The following is a 14,614-nucleotide window of genomic DNA, read 5'->3' on the forward strand; positions in this document are numbered from 1 at the left end:
CGCTATCGATTTGAGAATAGTAAACCCTCATCGTTTTAGAGCCCGAGACCTTATGCATTTTTCGATCATCATCCCGGTACTGAATGAAGCCCTGGCGCTGCCCTCTTGCCTGGGGGCGTTGCAGCCCTTGCGGCATCAGGCCGAAATCATCGTCGCCGACGGCGGCAGCCGCGATGCGACGGTGGCGATCGCGGAAGCCCTGGCCGACCGGGTCGTCCGGGCGCCTAAGGGCCGCGCCTTGCAGATGAACGCGGGCGCCCGGCTCGCGAAGGGCGACATCTTGCTGTTTTTGCATGCCGATACGGTTTTACCGGATAATGCATTGCGGCTGATCGAACAACGACTCGCGCGCGGCGGGCAATGGGGCCGTTTCGATATCCGCCTGCGCGGCCGTCCGGTGCTGCTGAAGCTCATCGCCTGCATGATGAACTGGCGCTCGCGCCTGACCGGCATCGCGACCGGCGATCAGGTCATTTTTGTGGCGCGGCAGGCTTTTTTCGGTGTCGGCGGCTATCCCGACATCGCGTTGATGGAAGATATCGCCTTATCCCAATTGCTCAAAGCCATCGGCCCGCCGCTTTGTCTGCGCGCGAAGGTCACCAGTTCGGGCCGGCGCTGGGAGGCATTCGGCGTCTTCAGAACGATTTTGCTGATGTGGTCATTGCGTCTGCGCTATTTTTTCGGCGCCGACCCGGCCGAATTGGCGGAACTTTATCAAAGAGGTCAATTTTGGAAACCCTAATCCGTTTATCCGCCGCCGCCGGCATTTTTTTGCTGATGATAGGCTGGGAATTTTGGCGGCCGCGGCGCGTGTTGCAACTGGGCCGCGCGCAGCGCTGGCCGATCAATCTGGGCCTGGCCGCGCTGAACATGATCCTGATGCGCGCGAGCCTCGGGGGCTTGGCCTATCTTGCCGCGGCCCATGCGCAGGCGCAGGGCTGGGGTTTGTTGAATCTGGCCGCCCTGCCCGCCTGGCTGGCGATTGCCGCCACCCTGTTGCTGCTGGATTTTGCGATCTACGCCCAGCATATTCTGATGCACAAATGGCCGCTGCTGTGGCGCCTGCATCAGGTGCATCACACCGATCTCGAATTCGATGCGACGACCGCGGTGCGTTTTCATCCCTTCGAAATCGTGTTGTCGATGCTTTACAAGGTGTTTTGGATTTTGCTGATTGGCGCCGATCCCGTCGCCGTGATCGCCTTCGAGATCATTTTGAACGGTTCCGCGACCTTCAATCACAGCAATGTCGCGATCCAGCCCGCGCTCGATCGAATACTGCGCTGGCTGATCATCACCCCGGACATGCACCGGATTCATCACTCGACCCGGCGCGCGGAAATGGACAGCAATTACGGTTTTTCGATTTCACTCTGGGACCGGCTGTGCGGCACCTATGTCGCCGACCCGAAAGAACCTCAGACCAGCATGACTATCGGACTGGCCGCCTACCGGGAGCCGGAAGCACTGGGCTTTCTCCGCCTGTTGCGGCTGCCCTTCAAGACCTCGCGCCGAGACTGAATGGCTATCGACTATCAATACCCGCATGCCGTTTTGCAGATTTTTTGCAAAACCCCGACTGCGATTGCTCATTCGTCGACATCGACCAAATTGCCCGCCAAATCGGACACGGTCTGATCGGCGACGCCGACGACGCGGATATGCCTCCGAATCGTGTTCGAATAATTTTCGTGCAGATGGCCATGAAAAATGTTTCTGGCTCCCATCGCCGCCGCCAAATCGCCGATCGCGGCAAAGCCGAAGCGGTGCGAAGAAGGCGCTTCATGGGTAACCAGAATGTCGGCTTTCAACGCTTTCAACGCCTCAAACTCATCATGCCAAATAGCCGACTGGTATTTTAAGGACAGGTTATCGTCGCGCGATCCGGGTTTCTGGCTGTTCAGGAAATGGCGCTTGTTGATCCACTTCGGCCTCCCGGGCGGGTACCAGACTCGGCCTAAGAAAATGCCGCCGAGTCCGGCGATACGGACCCCCGCTATTTCCTGGACGCGCAGATGCAGGCTGTTATCGGCCAGCGAGGAATGAAACAGATTGTGGTATTTGCCGGGCGACTGGAAGTCATGATTACCGGCAATCCACCAAATCTCGGTCAGGCCGATGATCGCCTCCAGATAACATTCCAAAGGCTGCTCTAAATCATAATCACCGAGCAGTACGACCGCTTCCGGACGGCATTTACGCACAGCCTTGATCAGCGGCTCAAAATTTCCATGCGGATCGCCGGCAAATAGGATTCGGTGGTTGGAGTTCATAAGGTCGAATCGAGCTGTCTGTACCGGTAGTGGAAATCGTCAAATAGTACCATTAAATGGGTCTGCTTAACTATATGCTGCAATCGAACGACTTGCGGGCGCGACGATCAAATGCCAATTCGATAGCCAAAATAAATCCTATAATGATTATTGGATAACAACATCGGTATCAAACCATGTCAGCGACAGCGCAAAAAATCAAATTATTCGGCACCGATGGCATTCGCGGCAAGGCCAACCAATTTCCGATGCAGCCTGACCTCGTGGTCAAGATCGGCCAGGCGATTGGCATCATTTTAAAAAGTCAGGCGCCGCCCCATTCCACGCCTAAAGTGGTGATCGGCAAGGATACGCGCCTATCCGGCTATATGCTCGAAATGGCCCTGACCTCGGGACTCTTGGCTACCGGTATCCAGGTGCAATTGGTCGGCCCCTTGCCGACGCCCGGCGTCAGTTTTATCACCCGCAATATGCGTGCCGCGGTCGGCATCGTCATTTCGGCGAGCCACAATCCTTTCTACGATAACGGCATCAAAATCTTCGGACCTGACGGTTACAAAATTCCGGACGCGATGGAGGAAGCCATCGAACGACTGGTCGGCGCGGACGATTTTGAACCCCATCTTGCGCAACTCGAACATATCGGCAGAAGCTGGCGCATCGACGATGCCCAGGGACGCTATATCGTCTATGTCAAAAACACCCTGCCCCATCAATATACGCTTGACGGCCTGCGCATCGTACTCGATACCGCCAACGGCGCGGCCTATAAAATCGCGCCCGCGGTATTTTCCGAGCTTGGCGCGGAAGTGATCCACATCGGCAACACGCCCAATGGCATCAACATCAACGGCGAATGCGGCGCTTTGCACCCCGACGTGATTGCCGATGCGGTGTTAAAGTATCGCGCCGACGTGGGGATCAGTCTGGACGGCGACGCCGATCGGGTCGTGATGGTCGACGAAACCGGCAATGTGATGAATGGCGACCATATCATGGGGCTATGCGCGCTGCACATGAAGAAAAAAGGCACGTTGCGCAATAACACGCTGGTCGTCACGCACATGAGCAACTTTGGCTTGGAAAAAACCATGCGTGAAAACGGCATCGAGGTGGTCAGAGTCGATGTTGGGGATAAAAACGTCGTCGACGAAATGCGCCGCCTGAACGCCGCATTAGGCGGCGAACAGTCCGGCCATGTGATTCATCTGGACCATTCAACCACCGGCGACGGCTGTATCGCCGCATTGAACGTGCTGGCGGTTATGCAGGAAACCGGCATGAGAATCAGTGAACTGAATCGAGTCATCACGGACATTCCGCAACAACACATCAACGTGAAGGTCGGCAAGAAAAGCAGTCTCGACCAAATCCCGGGGTATCCGGAACTGATCCAGCGCATTGAAACCGAATTGAATGGGAAAGGCCGGACTTTGGTCAGATTTTCCGGAACAGAACCTCTGGTGCGTGTTCTGGTGGAAGGCAACGACATGACGCAAATCTGTCAGTTCGCCGAAGAAATCGCCGATCTGCTGAAAAAGGCACTCGGCTGAAAAAAACCTGACCGATATCAGGGATTGTTAGTTATTTAATGCCCATTTTCTTGGTGGCAATATGTTCCGGCATCATGAAATTGACCGACTCCTCGCCGGTCAAGCCGCGCATCGCAGCCAGCGTACACACCAAGGCATGGCCGATGCACAGGTGAGCGGTCTGCACCCTCGTGCTCGAAGGGCCTTCCGGTTTGGCGCTGCTCTTGATGATCACGTCCGCGTTGGCGCCGAGCGGGGTATCCCTGTTTTCGGTAAGCGCAATCGTTTTAGCTCCCTTGATCCTTGCAAGGCGCAAGGCTTCATAGACAAAACCGGTTCCGCCCGAGGCGGAAACGCCGATCACCACGTCATTCGGCGAGACCATGCTGACCACATAACGCGCCAATCCGCCCTCCTCCTCGGCCACACCCTTGGCGAATGAAACCGGGTTCGCCTGACTCATCGCATTGGTGACCGGCAAACAGGTGATGCCGGTTTCATAAAATTGACCCGCAATCTCTTCGGCCACCAGCGCAGACGCGCCGGCGCCGGTGATCACAATCTTGCCGCCCTTGTCGATACAATCGGCGATCAGTTCCAGCGCGGATAGGAAGCCGGCCTTGGCGGAACGGATTGAGGAAAGAATGCCTTCGGCTTCCTGACGCAAGGCATGTTCGAACATCAGATCGGGTTGATCGAGCCCGGTGAAATCGTAGCCGACCATGAACGGACGGTTCACATCGATCAATTGGCCGATAGAGTCGATCAATACCCTGCTACCCCAGTCATGCTCTTCAAATTCCAGGGTGGTGCCCGGCAAATTCGAAATGTTCAACGCCTTGCCGGTCAAATGCGCGATCAGACTGGTTTTTCCGGTGTTGAAAATTCCCAGCACCGAGATCCTCGCTTGCTCCGGAAAGGTTTTTTTCAGTGACTCGCTCAGATGATCGGTATTTTGCCGGGTCAACAGTGACATCGGCATGACCTTGCAGCCCAGTTCGGCTTCGAGCTGACTGAATTCATCCGGATTGACCAGATCCATTTTGTTGCCGATCACGACGTGCGGCAGATCGTTTGTTTGTATCGCTTCAAGAAAGATTTTACTGGTCGAAATCTGCGGATCGAAAGCATTGACCATCAGGATGGCCCCTGTAGCGCCAATGCTTTCAAACGAAGTCATCATTTTTTTGGATACGCGAGTGCCCATGGTTTTCCGAATACTCTCTAAAGATTAATCTATCGTATAGCCAGGACGAAATACTGGCTATTGGTAGAACTACCAATACCTTGGGGAGCGCTTTTTAAGCGCGACCGAGGGGCTGGGGCTGCCCTGAAAACACAGCCTTGAGTTGCGATTGCAAACCGCTCGCACGCAGCTTCAGTTCATTTCGAGAAATTAATTTTGATCCAAGCCTTAATGCGTATCGCCGATCGGCGCGGCGTAGGCATCGCCGACCAGATCGGGCACATTGGAACCGGTCAGGCTGTGCAAAAACGCGACCAACGCCGAAACCTCATCGCGGTTCAACTGCAAAGGCTTAATCAACGGGTCCAAATTTTCGTTCGCCTGGCCGCCCCGATTATAAAATTGCACGACCTCTTCGAGTGTTTGCAGGCTGCCGTCATGCATGTAAGGCGCGGTCAGGCTGATATTGCGCAGCGACGGCGTATTATATTTCCAGCGGTCTTCAGGATTTTGGGTGACTTCATAGCGGCCGAGGTCATTGCTTTTCGTTTCCGATACCGACGCCACTACCTCGCGGTCAAGCTCGACAAACTGGCCCGGCGCAATCTGCACCCGGCGCTTATCGCTCGCGCCTTGCATGGCTCCGCTATAACCGATGCCGGTATTATGAAAATCGTTGTCGGTGAATAAGGCAAACTTGGAGGTAACCGTATGGCACTCGGAACAGCGCGCCTTGCCGGTAAACAAGGTAAAGCCCTTCTGCGCCTGTTCATCCAGCGCTTTTTTGTCCTGGCCGTAATACCAGCGGTCGAAGGGCGATGCGGCTGAATTCAAGGTGCGCTCATAGCTGGCGATCGCGTTGCCGACCGTCTCCATGCTCGGCCCTTTGCCGAAGGCTTTTTGAAACAGCCCTTTGTAGTCAGGGCTTTGCGCCAGGGTATCGAGCACATAACCGATCGACGGATTCGCCATCTCGTTGTGCGCCAATAATGGCCCCCAGACCTGCTGTTCGAGCGTCGTTTCGCGGCCATCATGGAACAAGGTCCGCATATAAGCGACATTATAAAGGGTCGGAGAATTGCGCCTGACGCTGCGCCCTTCGATTCCGACCGCGGTCGCCATCTCGTTGCTGGTGAAGCCCTGCTCGGGTATATGGCACATCGCGCAGGAAAACGTCTTGTTCAGCGACAGGCGGCGGTCATAGAACAGTTTACGGCCCAGGCTGATTTTGGCGGCGGTTAAGGGATTGTCCTGCGGGACCGGCACGCGCGGCAAGCCTAACATCGGCTTCCGGGCGCGCTCCAGCAAATCGATCGCCTTGCCCTGCCGCTCTTTCATCGCGGTCGAATGGGTCTCGTAATCGCCGCTTTCGTAATGCGACTTGTCATCGCCCGGCTGATACAACGACGCCTTGCCGGCCGCAGCCTGCTGTACAGCCAGCTTAGGTTCGGCGGTCAGCAGGGTTCGGATGTCATTGATCAGCGTATCCGCATGCAAAAACGAGACGCTGTAAATATTACGGATGCGTTTATTCGTATCGATCAAATAAACCCGCAACACGTGCGTAAACGTGCCGGTGTTTTTGCCTTCGGCGTCATAGACCTTCTGCACCGTATGCCGGTAGCCGTCCAGGATAGGCTGCAGGTCGGCTTCGGAGCCTGTGGTCAAGAAATGCCATTCGATGCCCGGCGCTTGCAATGCCTCGCCGTATTTCGCCATCATTTCCGGCGTGTCGTGTTCGGGATTGAAACTGAGCGTGATCAGCCGCAGTTTGGCCGCGATGTCCTTTTCCTTGAGCAGCCGCTGTTTGATCTTATGCAGCACGGCGGTCGCCAGCGGACAGCCGTTCACATCGTTGCAGGTCGAATAAACGAAGCTGAGCAGCACGATCTTGTCGCCCAGCAGATCATACAATTTGATCGCCTTGCCGTGGCTGTCCAGCACGTTGCCGTCGGCGGCATCGCCCAAGGGCGGCAATTGATAAGTGCCGGGCTCCGGCAAAGCGAATTGCAGCTTGCCATAACCCGGCGCAAGCGGCGGCTGGTCAGCCGCATAGAGATCGGCCGCCAGGAACTGAGTCGCCAACAGCAGGAAGACAAATAAGCGCTGTATTCTGTTTGCCCCGAATTTCATGCACTTTCCTTTACAAACACTCAGCACGGCGGATTCATTGCCCGACGCCGGTTTGACCAACTCAGACGGAAACGGATTGAAGATAACGCCGGTAAAAAGGCGGGAACAGAGCCCCGGCCAGATTCTGCCGAACCGCCGGGACTTTGCTGGGAAATGAATAAAGCCTGAAACTTATTCGGCGGCAGAAGCAACGGCGCCGAGCATTTTAGCCAATTCGCCTTTTTGATATAAATCGGTCATGATATCGCAGCCGCCAACCAGTTCGCCCGCGATATAAAGCTGCGGATAGGTCGGCCAATTTGAATAGCTTTTCAACGCATCGCGCAGTTCGGGATCTTCAAAAATATTCACATAGGCATATTGGGCGCCGCAGGCGTCCAGAATTTGCACGGCCTGGCCGGAAAAACCGCATTGCGGAAAATCGGGGGAGCCTTTCATGTACAGGACGACGGAATTGGATTCCAGCTGGGATTTAATTCTTTCGATGACACTCATTTTTTAACACTCAATAAAGAAAACTGTCTGATTCTAGCAAGATTATGCGTATTAAAAAAGCAAATCTTTACGCCGCTACTTGCCTGATAGTCAATAGAAATTTATAATCGAGCCTTTTTTTTCTGCCGGCCGCGCTCAGCGCCGGTTTTTCTCGTTTACAGGCGAATGAAATGAGCAGTCACATCATGCCAACTTATGGGCGCTTACCGGTGACCTTCGCGCGCGGGTCCGGCGCGTGGTTATGGGACACCGACGGCAAGCGCTATCTGGACGCCTTGTCGGGCATCGCGGTTTGCAGCCTGGGTCATGCGCACCCGGCTGTGCACCGAGCGATCTGTAAACAGAGCGAGACCCTCTTGCACACCTCGAACGTTTACGGCATCGCGGTGCAGGAAACCTTGGCTTCCAAGCTCGCCGAATTGAGCGGCATGGACAACGTGTTTTTCTGCAATTCCGGCGCCGAAGCGAACGAAGCCGCGATCAAGATCGCGCGCAAATACGGCCACAGCCTGGGCATCGATGTTCCTCGGATCATCGTGATGGAAAAAAGTTTCCACGGGCGCACCTTGGCCACCTTGAGCGCGACCGGCAATCCGAAAGTCCAGCAAGGTTTCGAGCCCTTGGTCGAAGGCTTCATCCGCGCGCCTTACAACGATGTCGTCGCGATCGAACAGGCGCTGACCGATAACGACGGCGTGGTCGCGATCCTGGTCGAACCGGTGCAGGGCGAAGGCGGCGTGAATGTGCCGGCGGCCGATTATCTGAACCGGATACGCGCCATTTGCGACCAGCATAATCTTTTGATGATGCTCGATGAAATCCAGACCGGCGTCGGCCGCACCGGCAAATTTCTCGCGGTCCAGCACAACGGCATCCTGCCCGATGTGGTCACGCTCGCGAAAGCCCTGGGCAACGGCGTTCCGATCGGCGCCTGTCTCGCGCGCGGCAAGGCCGCAGAGGTGTTGACCGCGGGCAACCACGGCTCGACCTTCGGCGGCAACCTGCTGGCCTGTAGCGCGGCCCTGGCCGTTTTGGAAACGCTGGAGCAGGAAAACCTGATCGAAAAGGCGGAGCAGAAAGGCCGCGCGATCCATGCGGCGCTGAGCGAAAGCCTGGACGACGTTCCCGGCATCGTCGACATTCGCCACAAAGGCATGATGATCGGCATCGAGCTGGATCGGCCTTGCGGCGAACTGGTCGTAAAAGCCCTGGCGCAAGGCTTGTTGATCAATGTGACCAACGAAAAAACGATCCGCCTGCTGCCGCCATTGATCTTCGACGACGAGCAAATCGAACTGCTCGCCGCCACCTTATCCGGTCTTATCAAAGACTACACTGCACAAGATGTAACACTATGAAAGTCAGACATTTCATCAGCTTGCTCGACATTACCGGCTATGAGTTCCGGAAACTGATCAATCGGGCGATCGAACTCAAAAAAAATCGCGCCTCCGATTATCGCCCGATGCAGGGCAAGGTGCTCGCGATGATTTTCGAAAAATCGTCGACCCGCACACGCGTATCGTTCGAGGCCGGCATGGCGCAATTCGGCGGCAGTTCGATGTTCCTTTCTCCGCGGGATACCCAACTGGGCCGTGGCGAGCCGATCGAGGACAGCGCCCGAGTCATCTCCAGCATGGTCGACTGCGTGATGCTGCGCACCCACAGCCACGAGATGGTGACGACCTTTGCGCTGAACTCGCGGGTGCCGGTGATCAACGGCCTGACCGATGAGCAGCATCCCTGCCAGTTGCTGGCCGACATGCAGACTTATTTCGAAAAACGCGGCGACATCAAGGGCAAAACGGTCGCCTGGATCGGCGACGGCAACAACATGTGCCACTCCTACATCCATGCCGCGATGCTGCTCGATTTTCGTCTGCATATCGCCTGCCCGGACGGCTACCTGCCAGATCAGGCCATCGTACAGGCGGGCGGCGATCATGTGCGGTTTTTCGCGGCGCCGATCGACGCGGCCCGTGATGCCGACCTGTTGGTCACCGACGTCTGGGCCAGCATGGGACAGGAAGAAGAACAAAAATTGCGCGAAGTGGCGTTCAAGGATTATCAAATCACGGGTGAAATGATGCGCGCCGCGAAGCCCGATGCGCTGTTCATGCACTGTTTACCCGCCCACCGCGGCGAGGAAGTTGCCGCCGAGGTGATCGACGGGCCGCAAAGCGTCATTTTCGAAGAAGCCGAAAACCGCCTGCATGCGCAAAAAGCCTTGCTGGAATTTCTCATCTGCGGGAAATAACGTTAAAATTGCGACACTTCCGTCCTTGCCAAGAGATGCCATCGTGAAACGTCTATTCCTTTCTTCCTTGCTGGTCATCGGCGCCGCCTACGCGGCAGAGCCCAACAAGATAGTCTATGTGACCGACACGCACATCATCGCGCTGCGCAGCGAGGAAAGCAACAAAGGCGCCGTCGTGCGCTCGCTGGAGACGGGCACTCCGCTAACCGTGCTCGAAATCAGCAAGAAAAGCGGCTATACCCGAGTACGCCTGCAAGACGGCACCGAGGGGTATATCCTGACCCACAACACGATGAAAGAACCGCCCAGCCGGACACAACTGGAAACGGCCACCAAGGAAAGCAGCGCGCTGAAATCCGAAAATGCGGCGCTGAAACTCGAACTGCTCAAACTGAAACAGTTTTTGACGCCTGGCTCCACTCTAGAACAATCCTTGACCAAGGAACGCGACCAACTGGCGCGCGAACTCAGCGATCTCAAAAAAGCCTCGAGCGAAGCGATCCGCATCAAGACAGAACGGGACGATTATCAGGAACGTTATGTGCAGATCGAAAAGGAAGCCAAGCAACTGGAGCGTGAAAACGCGGCGCTGAAGGATCGCAGCGAACAGGACTGGTTCCTCTACGGCGGCATGGTGGCCGCCATCGGCATGCTGTTGGGCTTCATCCTGCCGAAACTGAGCTGGCGGCGCAAGTCGAGCAATTGGGATACCTTTTATTAATCTTTAAAGCCGGCGCTTGCCCCTTTCTTCCAAGCTTTTTTCAACATATTCCTGGAACAGATACATGGCCAATTCCGGCAGCGATAAAACCCGTCATTTTTCATCCCTGGTCGTCGATGGGATGGAGCGCGCGCCGAGCCGCGCGATGCTGCACGCGGTCGGCTTCAGCAACGAAGACTTCCATAAACCGCAAATCGGCATCGCCTCGACCTGGAGCATGGTGACGCCCTGCAATATGCACATCAACCGACTGGCCGACGATGCGGCGCACGGCGTCAATCAAGCCAATGGCAAGGCGGTGATCTTCAACACGATCACGATCTCGGACGGTATCTCGATGGGCACCGAGGGCATGAAATATTCGCTGGTGTCGCGCGAGGTGATCGCCGATTCGATCGAAACGGTCGTCGGATGCCAGGGCTTCGACGGCATCGTCGCGATCGGCGGCTGCGACAAGAATATGCCGGGCTGCATGATCGCATTGTCTCGTTTAAATCGTCCTGCCATCTTCGTCTATGGCGGCACGATTCTGCCGGGCTGTCACAAAGACAAGAAGCTCGACGTCGTGTCGGTCTTCGAAGCGGTCGGCGCGCGCGCAAACAACAAGATCGACGACGCGGAACTGGCCGAGATCGAAGCGAAAGCGATTCCGGGCGCCGGCTCCTGCGGCGGCATGTACACCGCCAACACGATGGCTTCTGCGATCGAAGCCATGGGCATGAGCTTGCCGAACAGTTCCGCACAGGCGGCGGTTTCCGAAGACAAGCGCCTCGACTGCGAACGCGCGGGTGCGGCGGTATTGGGTCTGCTGAAAAAAGACATCAAGCCGCGCGACATCATGACCAAGGCAGCGTTCGAAAACGCGATCACGGTTGTGATCGCGCTCGGCGGTTCGACCAATGCGGTCTTGCATCTTCTGGCAATGGCGAATGCGACCGGCGTCGACCTGACCCTGGACGATTTCACCCGCATCGGCAAGCACGTGCCGATGGTCGCCGACCTGAAACCGAGCGGCCACTACTCAATGGCCGAACTGATCGAAATCGGCGGCATTCAACCGTTGATGAAGGAACTTCTGGATCGCGGCCTGCTGCATGGCGACTGCCTGACCGTGACCGGCAAGACGCTGGCCGAAAACCTGGCTGACGTGAAGCCTTATCCAGAAGGCCAGGACATGATTCGCCCTCTGGACCAACCGATCAAAAAAGACAGCCACCTGGTCGTCTTGTACGGCAATCTCGCTCCCGAAGGCGCGGTCGCGAAGATCACCGGAAAGGAAGGCCTGGTTTTCACCGGCAAGGCGAAAGTCTTCGACGCCGAGGAACAGGCCTTGCAGGCCATTTTAAACGGCGACATCGTCAAGGGCAACGTGATCGTGATCCGCTACGAAGGCCCGAAAGGCGGCCCGGGCATGCGCGAAATGCTGTCGCCGACTTCGGCGGTGATGGGCAAGGGCCTCGGCAAGGATGTCGCCCTGATCACCGACGGCCGCTTCTCCGGCGGCACGCACGGCTTCGTGGTCGGCCACATCACCCCGGAAGCCTACACCGGCGGCGCGCTGGCGATCGTGCAAAACGGCGATCAAATCACGATCGACGCGGAAACCAATGCGTTGACGCTGCATGTGAACGAACATGAAATCGCCCGCCGTTTCGACAAATGGCAGCAACCGGCGCCGCGTTATACACGAGGCGTACTGGCGAAATATGCGAAACTGGTCAGCTCGGCCTCTAAAGGTGCGGTAACCGATAATTTGGACTGAGTATAAGGTACGCTCCCTATTGTAGGTTGGGCAACGGCTTTATCGTTGCCCAACATTCTTATGGTGTCTCGACCGTTCTGTTAGGCTTCGTACCTCAGCCTAACAAAAATTCACAATCAATAAATCCTTTCCTTTGATGGTACCCAACCAATCCTTCGTCAACTGGTTTAGAGATTCGTCTCCCTACATCCACGCGCACCGCAATAAGACCTTCGTGATCAATTTCGGCGGCGAAGCGTTGCTCGATCCAGATTTCGACCATCTGGTGCACGACTTTGCGTTGCTGAAAAGCCTCGGCATTCGGCTGGTGTTGGTGCACGGCATTCGCCCGCAGATCGACGAACGGCTGAAAAAGCTGGATGCCCCTGCCCTATTTCACAACAACCTTCGGATCACCAGCGGACTGGCCTTGCAATGCGTGAAGGAAGCGGCCGGCACCGCGCGGGTCGAAATCGAAGCGCTGCTGTCGCTGGGGCTGGCGAATACGCCGATGGCAGGTTACGGATTGCGCGTCGCCTCCGGCAATTTTGTGACCGCCAAGCCGATCGGCGTGATCGACGGCGTCGATTATGGCCATACCGGCGAAGTGCGGCGCATCGACGGCGCGGCGATCGCGCAGCAGCTCGATCAGGATGCGATCGTGCTGATTTCGCCGATCGGCTATTCGCCGAGCGGCGAGGTATTCAATCTGTCCGCCGAACAGGTCGCCACCCAGGTCGCGATCGCGTTGAAAGCAGAGAAACTGATTTTACTGACCGAGCAAAGCTTCCACGATCCGGGCAGCGGCAAGCAGATCCAGCAGATGACGACCCTAGAAGCCGGCGCGTTTTTGCAGCAACACCCAGACCTTCCGATTATCGCCAGCCTGCCCTTGAAAGCCGCGATTCAATCCTCGAACGCAGGCGTCAGCCGGGTGCATCTGATCGACCGCACGACCGACGGCGCGCTGTTGCTCGAATTATTCACCCGCAATGGCGTCGGCACGCTGATCAGCGCGACGCCGTTCGAAGAGTTGCGGCAAGCGACGTTGAACGACATCGGCGGCATCCTGGAGCTGATCAAGCCGCTCGAACAGCAAGGCATCCTGGCCAAACGCTCGCGCGAAAAGATCGAGATGGAGATCTCCGACTATATCATCATCGAGCGCGACGGTTTGATCATCGGCTGTACCGCACTGCACCGGGATGAACTGAGCCAAAGCGGCGTGATCGCCTGCCTGGCCGTGCATGCGGATTACCAGGGCGCGTCCCGCGGCAACCGGCTGATGGAATACGCCTATGCCAAGGCGAAGAGTTTAGGACTGCAAAAGATCTATGCCTTATCGACGCAAACGATGCACTGGTTCATCGAGCGCGGATTCGCCCCGACGGATTTACAGAGCCTGCCGGATTCGCTGAAGCGTCTTTATAATCCACAGCGTAACTCCAAAATTCTCTGCAAGACGGTCGACTGAGATCCTGATGCCTGAGTATTCGATCCTGCAAATTTCCGATCTGCATCTTCTCCCTCATCCAGGAGAAACGATGCTCGGCGTCGACACGGAATATTATTTTCACAAGGTTCTTGACCATGCCTTCGCGGTAAATTCAAAAATCGATCTGATCCTGGCCACCGGCGACCTAGCGCAGCACCCGACGATCGCGAGCTACCAGCGCATCGCGCAAAAACTGCAGACATACGACCTGCCCTGTATCTGCCTGCCGGGCAATCATGATGACCTCGCGCAGATGCATAGCGCTTTGAATGTCGGCCAGATCAGCTGCAACAAACAAACATTACTCGACAACTGGCAGATCATCGCATTGAACAGCCAGATTCCCGGCAAACCTGGCGGCCGCCTGGAAAAGCAGGAATTGGACTTTCTGGAAGCGTGTTTGCACGCTTACCCCGATCGGCATGCGTTGATTGCGGTGCATCATCATTGCCAAACGATCGCTAGCCCCTGGCTCGATGCGATGATGATAAAAAACAGTGCGGAATTTCTTGCGGTGCTGCGCCGCTACCCGAAGATCAAGGCAGTTACCTGCGGCCATATCCACCAGGTGATGGATAAGCAAGTCGATGCGATACGCCTCTTCAGCGCACCCTCGACCTGCTTTCAGTTCGAGCCGGGAAGCATGGGGTTCAGCGTGGTCGATACCGCGCCCGGCTACCGGATGATACACTTGCAGCAGGATGGAGGTCTGGAAACCGCCGTTTACCGCTTGCCGGAAGCGCTCAGCGGTTTACAGACTAAAACCGGTCCCTATTGAAAG

General features: G+C 56.4%; 13 protein-coding genes. 9 read left to right on the plus strand and 4 right to left on the minus strand.

The annotated features are described in order from the left end of the window. Positions 1–52 precede the first annotated feature (52 nt). A complete protein-coding gene (locus METLA_RS0104640) occupies positions 53–742 on the plus strand; it encodes a TIGR04283 family arsenosugar biosynthesis glycosyltransferase (RefSeq protein ID WP_024297447.1) in 690 nt (229 codons plus the stop codon). Further along, entirely contained in the window at positions 730–1,521 is a 792-nt protein-coding gene (locus tag METLA_RS0104645; protein ID WP_024297448.1) for a sterol desaturase family protein, read from the plus strand. The genes METLA_RS0104640 and METLA_RS0104645 overlap by 13 nt, the downstream gene beginning before the upstream one ends. 68 nt (positions 1,522–1,589) lie before the next feature. On the opposite strand, the gene METLA_RS0104650 is transcribed toward METLA_RS0104645, so the two are convergent. Beyond that, on the minus strand, positions 1,590–2,273 hold the full coding sequence (locus METLA_RS0104650; RefSeq protein WP_024297449.1) for a metallophosphoesterase family protein: 684 nt from the start codon (positions 2,271–2,273) through the stop codon (positions 1,590–1,592). A 176-nt stretch (positions 2,274–2,449) separates the two neighbouring features. On the opposite strand from METLA_RS0104650, the gene glmM reads away from it, so the two are divergent. Further along, positions 2,450–3,826, plus strand: a complete 1,377-nt coding sequence (gene glmM / locus METLA_RS0104655) for a phosphoglucosamine mutase (RefSeq protein WP_024297450.1) — start codon at positions 2,450–2,452, stop codon at positions 3,824–3,826. 31 nt (positions 3,827–3,857) lie between these two features. Here the strand turns inward: glmM and METLA_RS0104660 are convergent, their stop codons facing one another. The 3 genes from METLA_RS0104660 to grxD form a co-directional block, all read right to left on the minus strand. Next, positions 3,858–5,012: an SIS domain-containing protein gene (locus tag METLA_RS0104660; protein ID WP_024297451.1), complete on the minus strand. Its 1,155-nt coding sequence runs from the start codon at positions 5,010–5,012 to the stop codon at positions 3,858–3,860. A 207-nt stretch (positions 5,013–5,219) separates the two neighbouring features. After that, a complete protein-coding gene (locus METLA_RS0104665; protein WP_024297452.1) occupies positions 5,220–7,124 on the minus strand; it encodes a cytochrome c peroxidase in 1,905 nt (634 codons plus the stop codon). A 171-nt stretch (positions 7,125–7,295) separates the two neighbouring features. Continuing rightward, a complete protein-coding gene (grxD, locus tag METLA_RS0104670) occupies positions 7,296–7,619 on the minus strand; it encodes a Grx4 family monothiol glutaredoxin (RefSeq protein WP_024297453.1) in 324 nt (107 codons plus the stop codon). Between the two features lie 170 nt (positions 7,620–7,789). Here grxD and METLA_RS0104675 point away from each other — a divergent pair, with 170 nt between their 5' ends. From METLA_RS0104675 to cpdA, 6 genes are all read left to right on the plus strand, one after another. Beyond that, positions 7,790–8,977, plus strand: coding sequence for an acetylornithine transaminase (locus METLA_RS0104675; protein ID WP_024297454.1), 1,188 nt, complete (start codon positions 7,790–7,792; stop codon positions 8,975–8,977). Beyond that, positions 8,974–9,876, plus strand: a complete 903-nt coding sequence (argF, locus tag METLA_RS0104680) for an ornithine carbamoyltransferase (RefSeq protein WP_024297455.1) — start codon at positions 8,974–8,976, stop codon at positions 9,874–9,876. The genes METLA_RS0104675 and argF overlap by 4 nt, the downstream gene beginning before the upstream one ends. Positions 9,877–9,919: 43 nt before the next feature. Further along, entirely contained in the window at positions 9,920–10,597 is a 678-nt protein-coding gene (locus METLA_RS0104685; RefSeq protein WP_024297456.1) for a TIGR04211 family SH3 domain-containing protein, read from the plus strand. Between the two features lie 64 nt (positions 10,598–10,661). Further along, positions 10,662–12,359: a dihydroxy-acid dehydratase gene (ilvD, locus tag METLA_RS0104690; RefSeq protein WP_024297457.1), complete on the plus strand. Its 1,698-nt coding sequence runs from the start codon at positions 10,662–10,664 to the stop codon at positions 12,357–12,359. Between the two features lie 136 nt (positions 12,360–12,495). Next, on the plus strand, positions 12,496–13,812 hold the full coding sequence (gene argA, locus METLA_RS0104695) for an amino-acid N-acetyltransferase (protein WP_024297458.1): 1,317 nt from the start codon (positions 12,496–12,498) through the stop codon (positions 13,810–13,812). A 7-nt stretch (positions 13,813–13,819) separates the two neighbouring features. After that, a complete protein-coding gene (cpdA, locus tag METLA_RS0104700; RefSeq protein WP_024297459.1) occupies positions 13,820–14,611 on the plus strand; it encodes a 3',5'-cyclic-AMP phosphodiesterase in 792 nt (263 codons plus the stop codon). The last annotated feature ends 3 nt before the right edge of the window (positions 14,612–14,614 follow it).

Origin of the sequence: Methylomicrobium lacus LW14 (assembly GCF_000527095.1) — a bacterium.
GTDB lineage: Bacteria > Pseudomonadota > Gammaproteobacteria > Methylococcales > Methylomonadaceae > Methylomicrobium > Methylomicrobium lacus.

Bases quoted from the DNA above. Each gene is read 5' to 3' on its own strand.
- METLA_RS0104640 (WP_024297447.1), top strand. From the start codon at position 53: ATGCATTTTTCGATCATCATCCCGGTACTGAATGAAGCCCTGGCGCTG.
- METLA_RS0104650 (WP_024297449.1), bottom strand. From the start codon at position 2,273: ATGAACTCCAACCACCGAATCCTATTTGCCGGCGATCCGCATGGAAAT.
- glmM (WP_024297450.1), top strand. From the start codon at position 2,450: ATGTCAGCGACAGCGCAAAAAATCAAATTATTCGGCACCGATGGCATT.
- METLA_RS0104660 (WP_024297451.1), bottom strand. From the start codon at position 5,012: ATGGGCACTCGCGTATCCAAAAAAATGATGACTTCGTTTGAAAGCATT.
- METLA_RS0104665 (WP_024297452.1), bottom strand. From the start codon at position 7,124: ATGAAATTCGGGGCAAACAGAATACAGCGCTTATTTGTCTTCCTGCTG.
- grxD (WP_024297453.1), bottom strand. From the start codon at position 7,619: ATGAGTGTCATCGAAAGAATTAAATCCCAGCTGGAATCCAATTCCGTC.
- METLA_RS0104675 (WP_024297454.1), top strand. From the start codon at position 7,790: ATGAGCAGTCACATCATGCCAACTTATGGGCGCTTACCGGTGACCTTC.
- argF (WP_024297455.1), top strand. From the start codon at position 8,974: ATGAAAGTCAGACATTTCATCAGCTTGCTCGACATTACCGGCTATGAG.
- ilvD (WP_024297457.1), top strand. From the start codon at position 10,662: ATGGCCAATTCCGGCAGCGATAAAACCCGTCATTTTTCATCCCTGGTC.
- argA (WP_024297458.1), top strand. From the start codon at position 12,496: ATGGTACCCAACCAATCCTTCGTCAACTGGTTTAGAGATTCGTCTCCC.
- cpdA (WP_024297459.1), top strand. From the start codon at position 13,820: ATGCCTGAGTATTCGATCCTGCAAATTTCCGATCTGCATCTTCTCCCT.